This window comes from Actinoplanes sp. NPDC026670 (genome assembly GCF_040638175.1).
Lineage (GTDB): Bacteria > Actinomycetota > Actinomycetes > Mycobacteriales > Micromonosporaceae > Actinoplanes.
In genome coordinates this window covers 18,243-34,330 of sequence record NZ_JBEZXU010000057.1, presented here as the reverse complement: position 1 = coordinate 34,330, position 16,088 = coordinate 18,243, and the positions used below count along the sequence as shown (strand labels likewise).

Annotated in this window: 17 protein-coding genes; 7 read left to right on the top strand and 10 right to left on the bottom strand. The window is 71.1% G+C overall.

The genetic code is table 11. The annotated features are described in order from the left end of the window. The first annotated feature begins 49 nt into the window (after nucleotides 1-49). The 4 genes from AB0E94_RS38930 to AB0E94_RS38915 are packed head-to-tail and all read left to right on the top strand — an operon-like array spanning nucleotide 50 to nucleotide 2,365. Nucleotides 50-439: a YbaB/EbfC family nucleoid-associated protein gene (locus tag AB0E94_RS38930; RefSeq protein ID WP_360336920.1), complete on the top strand. Its 390-nt coding sequence runs from the start codon at nucleotides 50-52 to the stop codon at nucleotides 437-439. Beyond that, the gene (locus tag AB0E94_RS38925; protein ID WP_360336918.1) at nucleotides 439-759 is read left to right on the top strand and encodes a hypothetical protein; all 321 of its coding nucleotides are present in this window, start codon (nucleotides 439-441) and stop codon (nucleotides 757-759) included. Before AB0E94_RS38930 ends, AB0E94_RS38925 begins: the two co-directional genes overlap by 1 nt. Beyond that, nucleotides 756-1,745 (top strand): hypothetical protein, encoded by a 990-nt coding sequence (locus AB0E94_RS38920; RefSeq protein ID WP_360336916.1) that lies wholly within the window; start codon nucleotides 756-758, stop codon nucleotides 1,743-1,745. Before AB0E94_RS38925 ends, AB0E94_RS38920 begins: the two co-directional genes overlap by 4 nt. Nucleotides 1,746-1,756: 11 nt before the next feature. Beyond that, nucleotides 1,757-2,365, top strand: a complete 609-nt coding sequence (locus tag AB0E94_RS38915) for a DUF6346 domain-containing protein (protein WP_360336914.1) — start codon at nucleotides 1,757-1,759, stop codon at nucleotides 2,363-2,365. Here AB0E94_RS38915 and AB0E94_RS38910 read toward each other — a convergent pair. Both AB0E94_RS38910 and AB0E94_RS38905 read right to left on the bottom strand, forming a co-directional pair. After that, entirely contained in the window at nucleotides 2,354-3,784 is a 1,431-nt protein-coding gene (locus AB0E94_RS38910) for an NAD(P)/FAD-dependent oxidoreductase (RefSeq protein ID WP_360336912.1), read from the bottom strand. The genes AB0E94_RS38915 and AB0E94_RS38910 overlap by 12 nt on opposite strands. Then, entirely contained in the window at nucleotides 3,781-5,433 is a 1,653-nt protein-coding gene (locus AB0E94_RS38905; RefSeq protein ID WP_360336910.1) for a GMC family oxidoreductase, read from the bottom strand. Before AB0E94_RS38905 ends, AB0E94_RS38910 begins: the two co-directional genes overlap by 4 nt. Nucleotides 5,434-5,521: 88 nt before the next feature. Between AB0E94_RS38905 and AB0E94_RS38900 the strand changes: the two genes are divergently transcribed. Next, nucleotides 5,522-6,295 carry an alpha/beta fold hydrolase gene (locus tag AB0E94_RS38900; protein ID WP_360336908.1) on the top strand — a complete coding sequence of 258 codons (774 nt, stop codon included), beginning with the start codon at nucleotides 5,522-5,524 and terminating at the stop codon, nucleotides 6,293-6,295. 672 nt (nucleotides 6,296-6,967) lie between these two features. On the opposite strand, the gene AB0E94_RS38895 is transcribed toward AB0E94_RS38900, so the two are convergent. Further along, nucleotides 6,968-7,183, bottom strand: coding sequence for a hypothetical protein (locus AB0E94_RS38895; protein ID WP_360336906.1), 216 nt, complete (start codon nucleotides 7,181-7,183; stop codon nucleotides 6,968-6,970). A gap of 80 nt (nucleotides 7,184-7,263) precedes the next feature. Here AB0E94_RS38895 and AB0E94_RS38890 point away from each other — a divergent pair, with 80 nt between their 5' ends. Next, nucleotides 7,264-8,016 carry an NAD-dependent deacylase gene (locus tag AB0E94_RS38890; RefSeq protein WP_360336904.1) on the top strand — a complete coding sequence of 251 codons (753 nt, stop codon included), beginning with the start codon at nucleotides 7,264-7,266 and terminating at the stop codon, nucleotides 8,014-8,016. Here the strand turns inward: AB0E94_RS38890 and AB0E94_RS38885 are convergent. The 4 genes from AB0E94_RS38885 to AB0E94_RS38870 are packed head-to-tail and all read right to left on the bottom strand — an operon-like array spanning nucleotide 7,994 to nucleotide 11,701. Next, a complete protein-coding gene (locus tag AB0E94_RS38885) occupies nucleotides 7,994-9,478 on the bottom strand; it encodes a long-chain fatty acid--CoA ligase (protein WP_360336902.1) in 1,485 nt (494 codons plus the stop codon). The genes AB0E94_RS38890 and AB0E94_RS38885 overlap by 23 nt on opposite strands. Beyond that, the gene (locus AB0E94_RS38880) at nucleotides 9,478-9,936 is read right to left on the bottom strand and encodes a MaoC family dehydratase (RefSeq protein ID WP_360336900.1); all 459 of its coding nucleotides are present in this window, start codon (nucleotides 9,934-9,936) and stop codon (nucleotides 9,478-9,480) included. The genes AB0E94_RS38885 and AB0E94_RS38880 overlap by 1 nt, the downstream gene beginning before the upstream one ends. Continuing rightward, nucleotides 9,933-10,823, bottom strand: a complete 891-nt coding sequence (locus AB0E94_RS38875; protein ID WP_360336898.1) for an amidohydrolase family protein — start codon at nucleotides 10,821-10,823, stop codon at nucleotides 9,933-9,935. The genes AB0E94_RS38880 and AB0E94_RS38875 overlap by 4 nt, the downstream gene beginning before the upstream one ends. Further along, nucleotides 10,820-11,701: an SDR family NAD(P)-dependent oxidoreductase gene (locus tag AB0E94_RS38870; protein ID WP_360336896.1), complete on the bottom strand. Its 882-nt coding sequence runs from the start codon at nucleotides 11,699-11,701 to the stop codon at nucleotides 10,820-10,822. The genes AB0E94_RS38875 and AB0E94_RS38870 overlap by 4 nt, the downstream gene beginning before the upstream one ends. Nucleotides 11,702-11,808: 107 nt before the next feature. Between AB0E94_RS38870 and AB0E94_RS38865 the strand changes: the two genes are divergently transcribed. After that, nucleotides 11,809-12,219: a MarR family transcriptional regulator gene (locus AB0E94_RS38865; RefSeq protein WP_360336894.1), complete on the top strand. Its 411-nt coding sequence runs from the start codon at nucleotides 11,809-11,811 to the stop codon at nucleotides 12,217-12,219. Nucleotides 12,220-12,481: 262 nt separating this feature from the next. Here the strand turns inward: AB0E94_RS38865 and AB0E94_RS38860 are convergent, their stop codons facing one another. The 3 genes from AB0E94_RS38860 to AB0E94_RS38850 are packed head-to-tail and all read right to left on the bottom strand — an operon-like array spanning nucleotide 12,482 to nucleotide 16,014. Then, entirely contained in the window at nucleotides 12,482-13,888 is a 1,407-nt protein-coding gene (locus AB0E94_RS38860) for an amidase family protein (protein WP_360336892.1), read from the bottom strand. 9 nt (nucleotides 13,889-13,897) lie between these two features. Then, complete coding sequence (locus AB0E94_RS38855) at nucleotides 13,898-15,562, bottom strand: CocE/NonD family hydrolase (protein WP_360336890.1); 1,665 nt, start codon at nucleotides 15,560-15,562, stop codon at nucleotides 13,898-13,900. Continuing rightward, nucleotides 15,562-16,014, bottom strand: a complete 453-nt coding sequence (locus AB0E94_RS38850; protein ID WP_360336887.1) for a DUF3237 domain-containing protein — start codon at nucleotides 16,012-16,014, stop codon at nucleotides 15,562-15,564. The genes AB0E94_RS38855 and AB0E94_RS38850 overlap by 1 nt, the downstream gene beginning before the upstream one ends. Nucleotides 16,015-16,088: the final 74 nt, after the last annotated feature.

Below are 16,088 nucleotides of genomic sequence, written 5' to 3'. Positions count from 1 at the left end.
CGGAGCCGGCACCGGCTCGCGGCCGGTACGCACCCCGCGGGGAGGGGTCATGCCACAGGATCCGGAAGACCTGTTCGCCGACTGGCAGTGGCGTGTCCAGCAGCAGACCGAGGCCACCCTGGAACTGAGCCGGCGAATGGAACAGGTCGAGGCCACCGCCCAGTCCGCCGACCGCGACGTGACGGTGACCGTCGACCATTCCGGAGGCCTGACCGCGCTGGCTCTGACGCCGGAGGCGATGCGGCGGCATCCCGACGACCTGGCGAACCTCATCCTCGCCACCACCCGGCAGGCCCAGTCCCGGCTGGCCGAGAACATGTCCGACCTGGTCCAGAGCCTCTACGGCGGGGACTCGGCCACCACGGCCTTCATCGCCGACACCTACACCAAGCAGTTCTCGTCCCGCCCCGACGACGACCGCCAGGGACGTGACCGGTGATGGCCGAGCCCGAAGTGCGCCTCGATACGGATGCGGTGGCACGTCATGCCGATGAGGTGGATGGCATAGCGGAAAGCCTGTCCGAGGTGGCGGCCGCGGTGACGCACCTCGATCAGCAGGACGACATCTACGGTGAATGGCCCAGCCGGCTGATCCTGCCCTTCCTCAACGACGCCCAGGAACATGCCGTCCATGAGATGCGCACCGGAACGGACGCGACATCCCACCTCGCCGACCTGCTCCGCGCGCTCACCGTGGACATCGGCCTCACCGATGCCGAGGCCGCCCACGCCCTCAGTTTCCGGAGCCCGGGCCGATGAGTGACGTCTACAACGGATTGATCGCTCCGGACGCGGACCGGAAGTCGTACGAGGGCGCCGGGATCTTCGAGTCGGTCAGCGGGCTGGCCGAGGGAATCGCCAACCAGGACTTCGGCGGCGCCGGCGGCAACCTGGTCGCGACCGGGCTGGGGGCTCTCGGCGCGATCACCGACCCCTTGCAGACCGTGTTCTCGGCTGGCGTGGGCTGGCTCATCGAACATGTGGACTTCATCCGCGAGCCGTTCGACAAGCTGTTGGGCAATCCCAAGGCCATCGAGGGGCAGGCGGAGAGCTGGAAGCGGATCGAGACGCGCATCTATGAGACCGCGGACCGTTACCTGGCCGAGGCCAGGAGCACGACAGCCGCATGGACCGCCGCGTCGGCTGACGCCTATCAGCGGCGGGCTCACGATCACGCCCTGAATCTCCAGGCGATAGGCAAGATCGCTGACAGCATGAGCCTGCTCACCTACGGTCTGGGTGCCCTGGTGGGCGTGGTCCGAAATACGATCCGCGACATTCTCGCCCAATTCGCCGGCTCGCTCATCTCCATCGGCTTGCAGGCGACCACCGGCGTCCTGATACCGAGCGCGCTGGTCAAGGTCGCAAACCTGGCGTTCGACACCAGCCGCAAGATCCTCGGACTCCTGAAGAACCTATTCACGAAGATCAGCGAGGCGGGAAAAGCCGTCAGTATGATGAAATTCCTGCTCGGCCGGATCGGCCAGGCCAACAAGGATGTCCTGCGTCTGGTCTCGCATCGATCCGCGGCGGCCGAATCCATGCGTGAGGGCTGGCTGGGCCCGGCGAAGGGTCTCGGTAATCTCTTCCTCGGCGATTTCCGGGTCTACGGCGCTCCGCACCAGATTCTCATCAACACCGGCCGAGCCGCAGCCGAGTCGAACACCGCGCAGAACGGCGGCTCGACGATCGACAACATACCGAAGAAGAACTCGGACCCGACTCCAATCGACCCTCCCTCCTGAGGCAGGACACAGTGGGCTCTCAAGACGACCGGATCGCCAGGTACCGCGCCGAGCTCGAGGCCGCCGAAGCCGAACTCCAGCGCGAGAAGGCCGAGCAGGAGGCCGTCGACTCGGGGGCCGAAGCGACAGCCGCCGGTGAGCGCGGGTCCAGACGGCTACGCGACCTCGGGTTCCTCGTGGGCGTCCTCACGCTGAGCCTGTTGCTCGTCGGCGTCTCGATGACGCTCACCGGCATGGCGGGGCACGACATCGGGGACGCCCGACGAACCGGCTCGGCCACCGTCACCTCCTGTGAGAGGCGAGGTCCGGTGACCAACCGCGGCTTCGGCTTCCATGAGCGTTGCGCGGTCACGATCCGCTGGGACGACGGGACGGCCACCCGGCTGGTGGACGATGGCACCTTCAGATCGGCGGACATCGCGCACGAGGTCCGTGTCGGCTATCTGGGCACCCGCAAGTACGCCCTGGAGCTGGCCCGGGAGGACACCCCCTACCGGCCGTGGTTCACCTGGGTCGGCGTCCTGGCCGGTCTGATCGCGGCAGTGCCGGGCATCCTCGCCGTCATGATGCTGCACGCCTACGTGCGCGCTGCGCTTCGCGGGCGGCGGTCAGCGGGGTAGGAAGTCGGCGCGGTTCAGGGATCTGGTTCGGCGGCTGTATTCCTTGGCCTTGCCCGGCCAGTTCGTCACGATCCGGCCGGTGGTGGTTCGGTACCAGGACTGGCACGCCGTCCAGACGCTCGTCGACAGGCGGGACTGGATCTCGGTGTCGTAGGTGGTGGCGACCTCTGGCCGTACCTCCAAAGCGTCGCCTGCGGCGACCGACCGCACCGCCTGCGCGATCCATCGGGCCTGGGCCTCGTGGAAGTAGATCACCGAGGTGTTGCCGGTGTTGGTGTTCGGGCCGTAGACCAGGAACATGTTGGGGAAACCGGGCACCGCCAGGCCCAGGTAGGCGTGCGCGCCCCCGTTCCACTCGTCGGACAGCAGGCGGCCGTCGCGGCCGATGACGCGGATCGGGACGAGGAACTCGGTGGCGGCGAAACCCGTGCCGTAGACGAGGACGTCGCACGGGTGGTCGGCGCCGTCGGCGGTGCGTACGCCGGCCGGGGTGATCGTGACGATCTTCTCGGTGACCAGGTCGACGTCGGGGCGGGCCAGGGTGGGCAGCCAGGCGTTGGTGAAGAGGAGCCGTTTGCAGCCGATCGGCTCGTCGGGGGTGACCTTGGCCAGCAGCGAAGGGTCGCGGACCTGCCAGCGGCGCTGGATCCAGGCGTAGCCGCGGACTCCGGCGTTGACCACCCGGTTGCCGTGCAGCGCGGCGCCCGGAACGAGGGTGAGCAGCCACGTCGCGCCCCGGGACAGTCGCATGACGGCGGGCACGCGGCGGGACAGGGCGCGGCGGATCCGGCCGTAGCGGCGGTCGGGTTTGGGCACGGTCCAGGGTGCGGTGCGCTGGAAGACGGTGATGTGGGCGGCCTTCCCGGCGATCGCCGGGACCAGCTGGATGGCGCTGGCGCCGGTGCCGACGACGGCGACCCGGCGGCCGTCGACGCAGAGATCGGGCGACCAGTGGGCGGTGTGGACGGCGACGCCTTCGAACGTGCCGGCGCCGGGCAGGGCCGGGATCGCCGGGCGGGACAGCTGGCCGACGGCCGGGACCAGCACGTCGGCGTCGACGGTGTCGCCGCCGGCCAGGGTGATCCGCCAGCGGGCGCCGTCCCAGCCGGCGGAGGCGACCTCGGCGCCGAACCGGATCAGCGGCGTGACGCCTTTCTCGTCGGCGACCCGCTGGAGGTAGGCGAGGATCTCGTCGTGCGGCGGGTAGCGCCGGGACCAGTCCGGGTTGAGCGCGAACGAGAACGAGTACAGCGGCGCCGGCACGTCGCAGGCGCAGCCGGGGTACGTGTTGTCGCGCCACACCCCGCCGGCCCGGTCCGCTTTCTCCAGGATCACGATGTCGCCGAACCCGGCCGCGAGCAACTCGACGGCGGCGGCCACCCCGCCGAAGCCGGCGCCGATGATCGCGATCCTGGTCATGGCCGCCTTCCGATGGTGAGTCGCAGGGCCGCGGGCGCGGTCGCCGGGACGATCGGGTTCCGGGGCGCGACCGGCGCGACGGGGGTGTAGCCGGCGAGCGGCCGGGGATCGGCGTCACCGGCGTTGGGCCAGAGCGCCACGGCCCGCTCAGCCAACGCGGTGATTGTCAACGAAGGATTGACGCCGAGATTCGCGGCGACCGTCGAGCCGTCGATGACGTGCAGGCCGGGATGGCCGAAGAGCCTGTGGTACGGGTCGACGACCCCGGTCTCCGCGGTGGCGCCGATCGCGCAGCCGCCGATGAAGTGCCCGGTGACCGGCCGGCCGATCAGCTCGGTGAACGCGCCGGTGGCCACCCCGTCGACCTGGGCCGCGACCCGCCGGGCGACGTCGTGGGCGGCCGGCACCCAGACCGGGTTGGGTTCGCCGATGCCGGGCCGGCTGGTCAGCCGCCGCCCGAACAGGCCGCGCCTGGTGTGCACGGTGATCGAGTTGTCCAGCGGCTGCATGGCCAGCAGCACGATGGTCTCCTTCGACCAGTTCCGCGGGGACGCGTAGAGCCGCAGGTCACGGCCCGCCCGGGCGAGCTTCTTGATCGCCTGCCACAGGCGGGGACGGCCCTCGTCGACGAGCACGGTGGCGAGCAGGGCGAGCAGGTTGCTGCCGGGGCCGTACCGGACAGGTTCGACGTGGGTGACCGGGTCGGGGTGGATCGACGAGGTGATCGCGACGCCGTGCGTGTAGTCACGGTCGCTGCGGCGCGTGCGCGCGCCGAGGATGGATTCCGAGTTGGTACGGCTGAGCTCGCCCAGCCGTGGCGAGACGTGCGGCAGGTGCCCCCGGTCGCGCATCCGGTGCAGCAGCCGCTGGGTGCCGAGCGCCCCGCCGGCGAAGACGACCTGCTCCGCGGTGAACCGCCGGCGGCTGGTGTCGACCTGGTAGCCGCCGTCCGGCAGCGGCCGCACGACCTTGACCGTGGTCCGTTCGTGCACCTCGGCGCCGGCCTTCTCGGCCAGGTACAGATAGTTCTTGACCAGGGTGTTCTTGGCGTTGGTGCGGCAGCCGGTCATGCACGAGCCGCACATCGTGCAGGTGCGCCGGTCCGGGCCGGCCCCACCGAAGAACGGGTCGGGCACGGCGGTGCCGGGTTCGTCGCCGAACAGCACCCCGACCGGGGTGGGCCGGAACGTGTGCCCCACCCCCATCTCGTCGGCGACCGCCCGCAGCGCGTCGTCGGAAGCGGTCAGGACCGGGTTGACGGTCACCCCGAGCATGCGTTTGGCCTGGTCGTAGTAGGGGCCGAGCTCGGTCTTCCAATCGGTGACGTGCGCCCACTGCGGGTCGGCGAAGAACGCGTCGGGCGGCTCGTAGAGGGTGCACGCGTAGCCGAGCGAGCCGCCGCCGACCCCCACCCCGGACATGATCATGACGTCTTTCAGGAGGGTGAGCCGCAGGATGCCGTAGCAGCCGAGGGCGGGCGCCCAGATGTAGTCGCGCAGGCGCCAGGACGTCCGGGCGAACTGGTCGTCGGTGAACCGGCGGCCGGCTTCGAGGACGCCGACGCGGTAGCCCTTCTCGGTCAGGCGCAGCGCGGTCACGCTGCCACCGAACCCGGAGCCGATGACGAGGACGTCGTAGTCGTACGACATCGCCGTACCATCACACCCTTATTGGCAACATGTCAACAACGCGTTTCCGGGTCTTGCGCGAACCGCGAATCAGGCTCATAAAAGATCGATGACCGAGCTGGCGTACGACCGACGCGGATCCGGCACACCACTGGTGCTGATCCACGGGCTGGGCAGTCACCGTCAGGTGTGGACGCCGATCCTCGCCGGGGCCGCCGCACGACACGACGTGATCGCCCTCGACCTGCCCGGCTTCGGCGAATCCCCGCTCTGGCCGCCGGCCCCGCACGCGGGCTCGGTCGCCCACCTCGCCGACCAGGTCGAGTCCTTCCTGGACCGGCTCGGCATCGCCGGCTTCGAGGTGGCCGGCAGCTCACTGGGCGGCGGCATCGCCCTGGAACTCGGCCGCCGGGGCCGGGCCACCGCCGTCACCGCGTTCGCCCCGATCGGTTTCTGGTCCGGCGCCGGCCGCCGCTGGTGCCAGGCCGTCGTCACCGCAGCCCGCGCCGCCGCCGGGCGCCTCGACGCCCGCCTGCCCGCGATCATGGCGTCACCGGCCGGGCGGGCCGCGTTCTGCTCGCTCTTCTACGCCCGCCCGCGCCGCCTCGACCCGGCCGGCGCGGTGTCCGCAGCACGCGCCCTGGCTGCCGCGCCCGGCTTCGCCGCGGCCCGCGACGCCTTCGGCGATCTACCCCCTTGGCAGTACGAGCAGACGACCACCCCGATCACGATCGCCTGGGGCACACGTGACGCCGTGCTCCCGTTCCCCCAGTCACGCCGCGCCCGGACCCTGCTCCCGAACGCCCGCCACGTCACCCTTCCGGGTTGCGGCCACCTACCGTTCGCCGACGACCCTGCAGCCTGCACGGCCCTGCTGACCTAGCCCTGCCAACGCCCAGCACCCGGCACTCGGCGCCCAGCACCCGGCGCCCGGCACCCGGCACCCGGCGCTCGTCGCTCGTCGCTCGTCGCTCGTCGCTCGCGGATCTTGCACGAATGTTCACCCCTCGACTTTCGCCATTTTGGGCAGCGACATTGCAGGTCAGGGCCGCAGCCGAGGCCGAAGTGAATCTTGCGTTCGTCCTGGTCAGCGTCATCCCCACCGAACTCCGCAAGATCATCGCGAGGTCTCATGACCACGGACCGGGGCCGCCCAGGGGTGATGCCGGGAGCGGACCGCCGAGGGCGGGTCCGCCGGTCGCAGCGATGGTCTGCGCACACGTTCGCCTGGGCGCAGCGATGGTCAGCGCACACGTTCGCCGATCGTGTGCGCCTGCTTCGCTCCGACGGGGACAGGCGCACACGTTGTGCCGTCCGTGTGCGCCCGTCGTCGTCCCGGCGAGGATGGAATCGCACATTGCCGCATTGTGTGCGCTGGTCGTCGCGCGCCGGTGACCAGGCCGGCCGGACATCGGCGACCGCGTCTGGCGGCCGCGCGCTGGCGACCAGGCCGGGCCGAGCGCCGCCGACCGCGCGGGCGAGGCTGGGGCGCGGGCGGGTCAGCGGGTCAGCGGACCAGCGGACCAGCGGATCAGCGGATCAGCGGATCAGCGGATCAGCGGATCAGCCAGATGATCAGCATGGCTATCAGGAAGACGGCGGCTGCGGCCAGGGTGACCGTTCGGACCAGGGTGCTCATGCTGGTGTCGGAGAGGGCCGGCCGTTCTCCGGGCGCGGTCCAGTCGCCGACCACGGTCAGCAGGCGGTCGCCGGCGTGGCGCAGGCGGCGTCGGGCGTTATCCCGGTTGGACGACGGCAACAGCACCTCCATACTCGACCGATCAACGAACCAGCGGCGGATTGGACTCTGGGACACTCTTTCGTGCTGGTGGATACGGCTGGGGGGCGACGATGGTTGACGTGCGCGAGGCGGCGAAGGCACTGGCCGGGGCGCGGCGGGTGGTGGTGTTCACCGGCGCCGGGATCTCGGCGGAGAGCGGCGTGCCCACCTTCCGGGACGCGTTGACCGGTCTCTGGGAGCGGTACGACGCGCAGGCACTGGCCACCCCGCGGGCGTTCGAGGACGACCCGGATCTGGTGTGGGGCTGGTACGAGTGGCGCCGCAGCCTGATCCAGCGGGTCCGGCCGAACCCGGGGCACGAGGCGGTCGCCGCCATCGAGGTCCGCGCCCCGAAGACCGTCGTCGTCACGCAGAACGTCGACGACCTGCATGAACGCGCTGGTTCGCGGGCGCCGATCCACCTGCACGGCAGCCTGTTCACGCCACGTTGCGCGGCCTGCTCGCGGCCCGCCGAGCCGGGTCCGGGCGACGAGCCGGAGGAGGGACGCCGGCTGGCCCCGCCGCGCTGCGGGTGCGGCGGGGCGATCCGGCCCGGTGTCGTCTGGTTCGGCGAGGCGCTGCCCGAGGAGGCCCTGGAGGAGGCGGTTCAGGCGGCGACCGAGTGCGACGTGCTGCTGACCGTCGGCACCTCGGGAGTGGTCTACCCGGCGGCCGAGATCCCGAAGGTGGCGTCGATGTTCGGCGGCACGGTGATCCAGGTCAACCCGCAGCCGACGCCGCTGGACACGGTCGCCACGATCAACCTGTACGGCACCGCGGCGACCGTGCTGCCCGAACTGGTCAGCACGGCCTGGCCGGAGTAGGCAGCGGGACGTCGCGCAGCGGGCCCTTGCGAACCTTGTTGGAGCCGGTGCGCGGCAGGTCGTCGACCACGTCGACGTAGACCGGGATCTTGTACCTGGCGAGCCGCCCGGACAGGAACGCCGGGACGTCGGCCGGGGTCAGCGACGCGCCGGGCATCGGCACCACGAAGGCCCGGCCGACCTCGCCCCATTTTTCGTCCGGCACGCCGACCACCGCCGCTTCGGCGACCGCCGGGTGCTCGAAGATGGCCGCCTCCACCTCGGCCGGGTACACGTTCTCGCCACCGGAGATGTACATGTCCTTGGTGCGGTCGACGATCCGGTGGTGGCCGGCCTCGTCGACGACGGCCAGGTCACCCGAGTGGAACCAGCCGTCGGTCAGCGCCGCCGCGGTGGCCGCCGGGTCGTTCCAGTACCCCGGAGTCACGTTCGGGCCGCGGACCAGCACCTCCCCCGGTTCGCCGGGATCGACAGGCGTGAGATCGGGGCGGGTCACCCGAACCTCAGCGAAGAAGACCGGAAGCCCCGCCGAACCGATATGTGCCCGGCTCTCCCGGGCCTCCAGAAACGTCGCGCCGGGCGCGGTCTCGGTCATGCCGTAACCCTGGCAGAACGCCAGCCCGCGCTCCTGGTAGGCACGGATCAGCCCGTCCGGCACGGGCGCGCCGCCGGTCATCAGACTGCGCACCGAGGTCAGGTCGGCGTTGTGCCAGCGCGGTGACTGGCTGAGGCCGGCGAACATCTGGGAGACGCCGAACATCCAGGTGATCCGGTGTTCGGCGATGGCGTCGAAGCAGCCGTCGACGTCCCAGCCCGGCATGATCACCGAGGTGCCGCCCTTGAGGAACGTCGGCAGCAGGCACTGGTTGAGCGCGGCCACGTGGAAGAGCGGCGCGCTGACCAGGGTGATCTCGTCGCTGGCGACGTCCACGCAGACCAGCAGGTTGTAGCAGTTCCAGATGATGTTGCCGTGGGTGAGCATCGCGCCCTTCGGGTGCCCGGTGGTCCCCGAGGTGTAGAGGATGCAGGCGACGTCGTCCAGCGATGTCTCGGGCTCTTCGACGTCTCCGCCCGCGGCTGCGAACCCGTCGAGATCATCCACGGTGATCCGGATGCCGACCTCGAAATCGACCGGGGTCGCCGAGATCAGCGCCGCCGCGCCGCTGTGCCGCAGCTGGTAGTCGATCTCCGGCGGGGTGAGCCGGAAGTTCAGCGGCACGAAGATCGCGCCGAGCATCCAGGTCGCGAACATCGTCTCGACGAACGACGGATGGTTGGGGCCGAGGTAGGCGACCCGGTCACCCGGGCCGACCCCGGCGGCACGCAAGGCCGCGGCCAGGCGCGAGATGCGTTCAAACAGTTCGGCGTACGTCGTACGCCGCTCTCCGAAGATCAGAGCGGTCGCGCCCGGTGACATCGCCGCCCGGCGCGCCGGCCATGATCCGAGGCCGGCGTTACGCATCAGGCGTAGTGGCGGTAGACCGGGCGGGCCACGCACGCGGGCTTGGCCGAGCCCTCGACCTCGACGGTGAAGTCGAACGTGCTCTGCACGCCGGGGCCGGCCACGTCCTCGACGCTGACCACCGACGCGGCCAGCCGGATCCGCGCGCCGACCTTCACCGGGCTGGGGAACCGCACCTTCTCCAGGCCGTAGTTGACGCCCATCGAGATGCCCTCGACCTGCAGCAGCTGGGTGAAGAGCGGGATGACCAGCGACAGCGTGAGGTAGCCGTGCGCGATCGGGGCGCCGAACGGCCCGGTCCTGGCCCGCTCGACGTCGACGTGGATCCACTGGTGGTCACCTGTCGCGTCGGCGAACGTGTTCACCCGCTCCTGGGTGATCTCCAGCCAGTCGCTGTGGCCGAGGTCCTTGCCGGCGAGGCTCTTGAGTCCGTCGAGGCCGTTCACGGTGGTGGTCATCTGGTCTCCCGGAAAAGTAGGCGGAGGGCGTTCTCTTTGAGGATCTTGGGGCGGACGGTGTCCTTGACGTCGAGTCTCTCGAAGTCGGCGAGCCAGCGGTCCGGGGTGATCACCGGATAGTCCGAGCCGAACAGCACCTTGTCCTGGAGCAGGCTGTTCGCGTACCGGACCAGTTGCGGCGGGAAGTACTTCGGTGACCAGCCGGACAGGTCGATGTGCACGTGTTCCTTGTGGGTGGCGACGGCCAGCGCCTCGTCCTGCCACGGGAACGACGGGTGGGCCAGGATGATCCGCAGGTCCGGGAAGTCGACCGCCACGTCGTCGATCAGCATCGGGTTCGAGTATTTGAGGCGGATCCCGCCGCCGCCGCGGACCCGGGCGCCTATGCCGGTCTGGCCGGTGTGGAACAGGGCGACCGCGCCGAGCTCCTCGATCGCCTCGTAGAGCGGGTAGGCGAGCCGGTCGTCGGGGGCGAATCCCTGGATGCTGGGGTGGAACTTGAAGCCCCGTACGCCGTACCGCTCGACCAGGCGGCGGGCCTCCCGTACCCCGGCCCGGCCTTTGTGCGGGTCGATGCTGGCGAACGGGATCAGCGTGTCCGGGTGCTTGGCGCAGTCCTCGGCGATCTCCTCGTTGGCGATCCGTGGGTGGCCGGTGGCGTGCTCGGCGTCGACGGTGAAGACGACCGCGGCCATCTTCCGCTCCCGGTAGTACGCGGCCATCTCGTCGATGGACGGCTGGCGGTGGCCGTGCGCCTGGAAGTAGTCGGCGGACGCGCCGAGCAACTCGGGGCTGAGTGAGCTGTGGCCGTCGCGGCTGACCTCGGCGTGCGTGTGCACGTCGATGGCGACCAGTTCGCCGACGTTCATTTCTTCGGCGCCGTTCATTTCTTCGGCGCCGGGATGCCGTAGGTCTCCTGCTCGAAGTCCCAGGCTGCTTCGATCGCGTCGGCGCTCCAGCCGCCCTCGGTGTAGGCGACCGACTTCTCCGCCGGGTGCGACCACAGCGCCAGCTTGTCACCGCCGACGCCGATCGCCTGCCCGGTGATGCCCTTCGAGGCGTCCGAGGCGAGGAACGTGATCAGCCCGGTGACGTCCTCCACGGTGCCGAGGCCCTCGTCGTGGCGCAGCCAGGCCGGGTAGGGCGTGCCGGTGCGCTCGGCCTCCTCGATGACCGGCCCGAACGCCGGGATCGTCTTGGTCATCTCGGTGGCGGCGATCGGGATCACGGCGTTCACGGTGATCTCGTTGCGGGCCAGCTCGAGCGCCCAGGTGCGGGCCATCGCGGCGATGCCGGCCTTGGCGGCGGCGTAGTTGGTCTGCCCGAAGTTGCCGCGCTGCCCGGCCGGGGAGCCGATCAGGATGATCCGGCCGCCGGTGGCCTGCTCGCGCATCCGGATCGCGGCGGCGCGGGCGCAGGTGAACGTGCCGCGCAGGTGCACCTTGACGACCGCGTCGAAGTCGTCGTCGGTCATCTTCCAGAGCACCCGGTCGCGGAGGATGCCGGCGTTGGTGATCAGCACATCCAGCCGGCCGAACGCCTCCACCGCCGCGTTCACCAGCTTCTCGGCGCTCTCGGTGTCGCCGACCGCCGCGGCGACGCCCACCGTGTTGCCGCCGATCCGGGCGGTCGCCTCGTCGACCACGGACTGGTCGACGTCGTTGACGACGACTGACGCGCCGGCCGCGGCGAGCGCCTCGGCGTAGGCCAGACCGAGCCCGCGACCGCTGCCGGTCACGATGGCCACCCTGCCGGTCAGATCCATGCTCATCAACCTCTCACGGATTTTTCGGTTCCTCAATCAACAGGAATCCTGTTGATCTGATCCTGGAGGACGATCAGGTTTCCTGTCAATGGTGTAATCTGCCGCCCATGCCATCACTGCTCTACCTGGTCAAACAGCTCGAACTCGCGGTGCGCGCCCGTCTCGACGAGGTGGTCCGCGGGCATGGCATCACCCCACTCCAGTACACCGCGCTCACCGTCCTGGAACGCCACGACGGCCTGTCCGCGGCCCAGCTCGCCCGCGACTCGTTCGTCACCGCCCAGTCCACCGCCGACCTGGTGCGGGCCCTGGAGTCACGCGGCCTGATCCGCCGCGAACGCAACCCGGCCAACCGCCGCGAGCTGCTCATCCACCTCACCGGCGAGGGGCGGGCACTGCTCGCGGCGGTCGACGCCCCGGTCCGTGACCTGGAAACCCGGATGATCACCAAACTGACCGGCGACCAAGCGGCCGGCTTCCGCCAGTCCCTGATCACCGCCTGGCAGTCAATGGCCTGAATCTGGTACGCGCCACACCCGCTACCACCGCACGTACCCGCCCCGTCCGTCCCCCACGACGCAGGCGATCCTCCCGGCCGAAGCGCGACGCCGGGCTGGTGCGACGGTCACCGAAACCGCCAGCCGTCGCTCACCGCGGTCATCAGAGGCCCGAAAGCCGCGTGAACGACGGCTGACGGTCCGCTCGCAGCCCGAAAGACCGCCAGCCGTCGTTCACCGCGGTATTCAGGGGCTCGAAAGCCCTGTGAGCGACGGCTCGCGGTCAGGCCGGGCGGATCGGGGTGATCGCCGGGAAGGCCGCCTCGATGTCGCGGGCCGCGGCCAGCGCGATGTGCTCGCCGTGCCGGCGGGCGATCACCTGCACGCCGAGCGGCCGCCGGCCGGACAGCCCGGCCGGCACGGCCACCGCGGGCAGCCCCAGGAAGTTGGCGGTGACCAGCAGGCGGTGGGCCCGCCACAGGGCGGTGGCCGCCGCCGGGCCGCTCAGGTCGTAACCGATCTCCGGCATCGGGCGGGTGGTGACCGGCCCGAGCACCACCGGGTACCGCGCGTGGAACGCCCGCCACGCCGCCGCATGCACGAACCGTTCCGCCCACGCCCCCTGGTAGGCGGCCGACGTGTCGAGCAGCTGCACCTCGGCGATGTTGTCCCGGAAGTAGCGGACCGTGCCCTCGGACAGCGGCCCCGGGAAGACGCCGGGGGTGAGCAGCATCGGCGCGTTCTCGGTCGACGACAGCTGCCGCCACAGGGTGGCGCACCGGTCCACGGCGGGCGGCTCCACCTCCTCGACCTCCCAGCCGGCGGCGGCCAGCACCCCGGCGGCCGACCGGATCGCGGCGATCACCTCGGCGTCGACCTCACCCCACCCGGCCGGGTCGACCGTGACCGCGACGCGGCGCGGGCCGTCGTACCCGGACGGGTGCTCGACGGTGACCGACAGCGGGTCGAAGTCGTCGGCGCCGTGCATCAGCCCGAAGATCAGGTCGAGGTCGGCGACCGAGCGGGCCAGCGGGCCGTTCACCGCCATGTGCTGAATGGACAGCGGCAGCGGCTCGGCCCCGCGCCCCGGCCCGGTGACCCGCCCGGCGGAGGGCCGCAGCGCGGTGATCCCGGCCGCGTGGGCGGGCAGCCGCAGCGAGCCGCCGTAGTCGTTGCCCAGCCCGGCGGCGGCCATCCCGGTGGCGACCGCGACCGCGTCACCACCGCTGGAGCCGCCCGGCACCCGGGCCGGATCCCACGGGTTGAGCGTGCGCCCGAACAGGTCGTTGTCGGTGTCCCAGCGCAGGCCGATGTCCGGCATGTTCCCGCGCCCGACCGGGATCGCCCCGGCCGCCAGCAGCCGGTCGACGAAGGTCGCGTTGGCCGCCGGGACGTTGCCCGCCGCGAACGGCAGCCCGGAGGTGGTCGCCGACCAGGTCAGGTCGATGTTCTCCTTCACGGTGATCGGCACCCCGGCCAGCGGGCCGGGCTCCTGCCCGCCGGCGATCCGGGCGTCGAGGCCGGCCGCCGCCTCCCGGGCCCGGTCGGCGAGAACCACGGTGACCGCGTTGACCTGCGGGTTCACCTCCTCGATGCGGGCCAGGCAGGCCTCCACGACGGCGGTCGCGGTGAGGCGGCCGTCGCGCACGCCGGCGGCGATCTCGGTGGCGGTGCGGGCGGTGATATCCATGTCGGTTCCTTAGCGAGGCAGGACGGTGCAGGTCAGGCGGGTGCCGGCGAGGTGCAGGCGCTGCTGGTTGGGGGTGGTCTCGGCGGCCGTCCAGCGGTGCTCGCCGGTGCCCGGAGCGGGCACGAACTCGGGCGCGTCCGAGCTGGCCAGGGTGAGCCGCAGGGCGTGACCGGCGGGCAGGCGGTAGCCGGTGTGACCGAGATCGATCGTCACGGCGAAGGCGTCGCCGGGTTCCAGGACGGTCTGCTGGCCGCGGGCGATCAGCCGGGCGGCGCCGTCCGGGGCCACGTCGGTGAGCCGCACGAACAGGTCCATCTCGGGTCCGTCCGAGCCGATCACCGCGTCGAGGCGGATCGGCCCGGCCAGGTCGAGCGGCTCGGCCACCGGCGCCGCGGTGAAGGCGAGCACGTCGGCCCGTTCGGCGAGATGCCGCTCGTCCGGGAATTCGCGCAGGAAGGCGAAGGGGTCGGTCACCGGCGAGGGCACCGGGTCGGCGGCGTCGTGGGTCCAGACCGAGACACCCCCGGCAGCCGGAACAGTGTCCGGCGGGAGAGCGGGCATCGGTTCGAGGGTTCCACCGGCCGGTCCGCTCGCCGTGTTCCCGGCGTCGGCCAACTGCCACCTCCGGGGGTACGCCGAAACCGGCGGCCACCCGGGTGAGGAGCGAAGTGCCGGGTCACCGGTGTTGGCCAGCTGCCACCGCACCCGGGGGATGTCGGCGTCGATCCCGCGCAGGAACACGTCGAAGAACTCGATCGCCGGGTCCAGATAGCGCGCCGCCATCCGGTCCACCGACGCCGGCGCCCCGGGTTCGAAGTGGCTGGTGTTCTCGTGGTCGATGGCTTCGAGCAGCAGGTACTCGTTGCGGGCCCAGGCCGGCCGCCGCTGGAGCTCCCGGTGGTCGGACCACTGCCAGGGGGCGCAGTTGTCCCACCACCCGATGGTCATCAGCACCGGCACGGCGGGCGCGTCGAACGGGCTGCCGGCCGGGAACCGGCGCAGGCGGACCGGGTGCGGGAACCACAGGTCGTACGACGCGGACCGGCTGCCGACCGCGGTGAAGAACTCCTCGACCTGCGCGGCGAGCGGCCGCCGGGTCCAGTCGAGAGCCCAGTCCAGGATGTCCCGGTCGTGGAACATCGACAGCGGATAGAACCGGTGCACCGACATCTCCACGTCGTGGGTGCGCTGCCCCGGAACGGGAACCGGCAGCTCACCGAGGCGGGTGCCGGTGACCCGGGGCACCATCGCCTTGAGCGCCGGGTGCCCGGTCGACGCGGCCGCCCACTGGGTGTAGCCGTAGTACGAGTCGCCCCACATCCCGACGGTCCCGTCCGACCACGGCTGGTTGATCACCCAGTCCAGGGTGTCGTACCCGTCGTAGGCCTCGTTGACGAAGAGCAGCGTCTCACCCTCGGAGCGGAACTTCCCGCGCACGTCCTGGACGACCATCCGGTAGCCGCGGGCGGTGAAGTACGCGGCGATCCGCGGCATGAACGTGTACTCGCCGCACTTGTCGTACGGCAGCCGGGTCAGCACGGTCGGGCCGGGCTCGCCGGACGGTGGCAGGTAGACGTCGGTGGCGAGGTGGACGCCGTCACGCATCCGCACCATGTACTGGGTGGCGTCCGGGGAGAGCGGCCCCGGCCCGGTCCGCTGCACGGAGATCGTCATTAGAGCACCTCGAAGAAGCGGATGCAGACCTGGCCGCGCTCGCCCCGGGCCAGCCCCACGAAGACGGATTCGGCGAGCCAGCGGTGGGCCGGCGCGCCGGTGCGGAAGACCGGGCTGGTCCGGTAGTAGTACTCGGTCTCGGGCAGGTCCTCCCCCGCCTCGACCCGGGCGTCGACCTCCGGCGTGGCCCGCCAGAAGCCGCGGTTGTGGATGTCGATGACCGCTCCGTCGCCGGCGCGGAGCAGGTAGCGCGCGTCGAGTTCGACGACCCCGTCACGGGTGACGGACCAGTCGCCGCCGCCGGCGAGCACCGTCCCGGACAGGCGGGGGCCGTGGACCGTGCCCCCGGTGATCGGGGTGAAGTCCCGGCCGTCCCCGATGGGCAGGGTCCCGGCGACGTCGACCCGCGCCTCGAAGGCGAACACCAGACGGGGATCAGGCAGCTCCAACATCAACGACCTCATTTTCTTTTCCATAATGACAATCAATTAGGCTGTACGGCGGGCACACTGACCGGGACGGGGGA

Bases quoted from the DNA above. Each gene is read 5' to 3' on its own strand.
- AB0E94_RS38930 (WP_360336920.1), top strand. From the start codon at position 50: ATGCCACAGGATCCGGAAGACCTGTTCGCCGACTGGCAGTGGCGTGTC.
- AB0E94_RS38925 (WP_360336918.1), top strand. From the start codon at position 439: ATGGCCGAGCCCGAAGTGCGCCTCGATACGGATGCGGTGGCACGTCAT.
- AB0E94_RS38920 (WP_360336916.1), top strand. From the start codon at position 756: ATGAGTGACGTCTACAACGGATTGATCGCTCCGGACGCGGACCGGAAG.
- AB0E94_RS38910 (WP_360336912.1), bottom strand. From the start codon at position 3,784: ATGACCAGGATCGCGATCATCGGCGCCGGCTTCGGCGGGGTGGCCGCC.
- AB0E94_RS38905 (WP_360336910.1), bottom strand. From the start codon at position 5,433: ATGTCGTACGACTACGACGTCCTCGTCATCGGCTCCGGGTTCGGTGGC.
- AB0E94_RS38900 (WP_360336908.1), top strand. From the start codon at position 5,522: ATGACCGAGCTGGCGTACGACCGACGCGGATCCGGCACACCACTGGTG.
- AB0E94_RS38895 (WP_360336906.1), bottom strand. From the start codon at position 7,183: ATGGAGGTGCTGTTGCCGTCGTCCAACCGGGATAACGCCCGACGCCGC.
- AB0E94_RS38890 (WP_360336904.1), top strand. From the start codon at position 7,264: ATGGTTGACGTGCGCGAGGCGGCGAAGGCACTGGCCGGGGCGCGGCGG.
- AB0E94_RS38885 (WP_360336902.1), bottom strand. From the start codon at position 9,478: ATGCGTAACGCCGGCCTCGGATCATGGCCGGCGCGCCGGGCGGCGATG.
- AB0E94_RS38880 (WP_360336900.1), bottom strand. From the start codon at position 9,936: ATGACCACCACCGTGAACGGCCTCGACGGACTCAAGAGCCTCGCCGGC.
- AB0E94_RS38875 (WP_360336898.1), bottom strand. From the start codon at position 10,823: ATGAACGGCGCCGAAGAAATGAACGTCGGCGAACTGGTCGCCATCGAC.
- AB0E94_RS38870 (WP_360336896.1), bottom strand. From the start codon at position 11,701: ATGGATCTGACCGGCAGGGTGGCCATCGTGACCGGCAGCGGTCGCGGG.
- AB0E94_RS38865 (WP_360336894.1), top strand. From the start codon at position 11,809: ATGCCATCACTGCTCTACCTGGTCAAACAGCTCGAACTCGCGGTGCGC.
- AB0E94_RS38860 (WP_360336892.1), bottom strand. From the start codon at position 13,888: ATGGATATCACCGCCCGCACCGCCACCGAGATCGCCGCCGGCGTGCGC.
- AB0E94_RS38855 (WP_360336890.1), bottom strand. From the start codon at position 15,562: ATGACGATCTCCGTGCAGCGGACCGGGCCGGGGCCGCTCTCCCCGGAC.
- AB0E94_RS38850 (WP_360336887.1), bottom strand. From the start codon at position 16,014: ATGTTGGAGCTGCCTGATCCCCGTCTGGTGTTCGCCTTCGAGGCGCGG.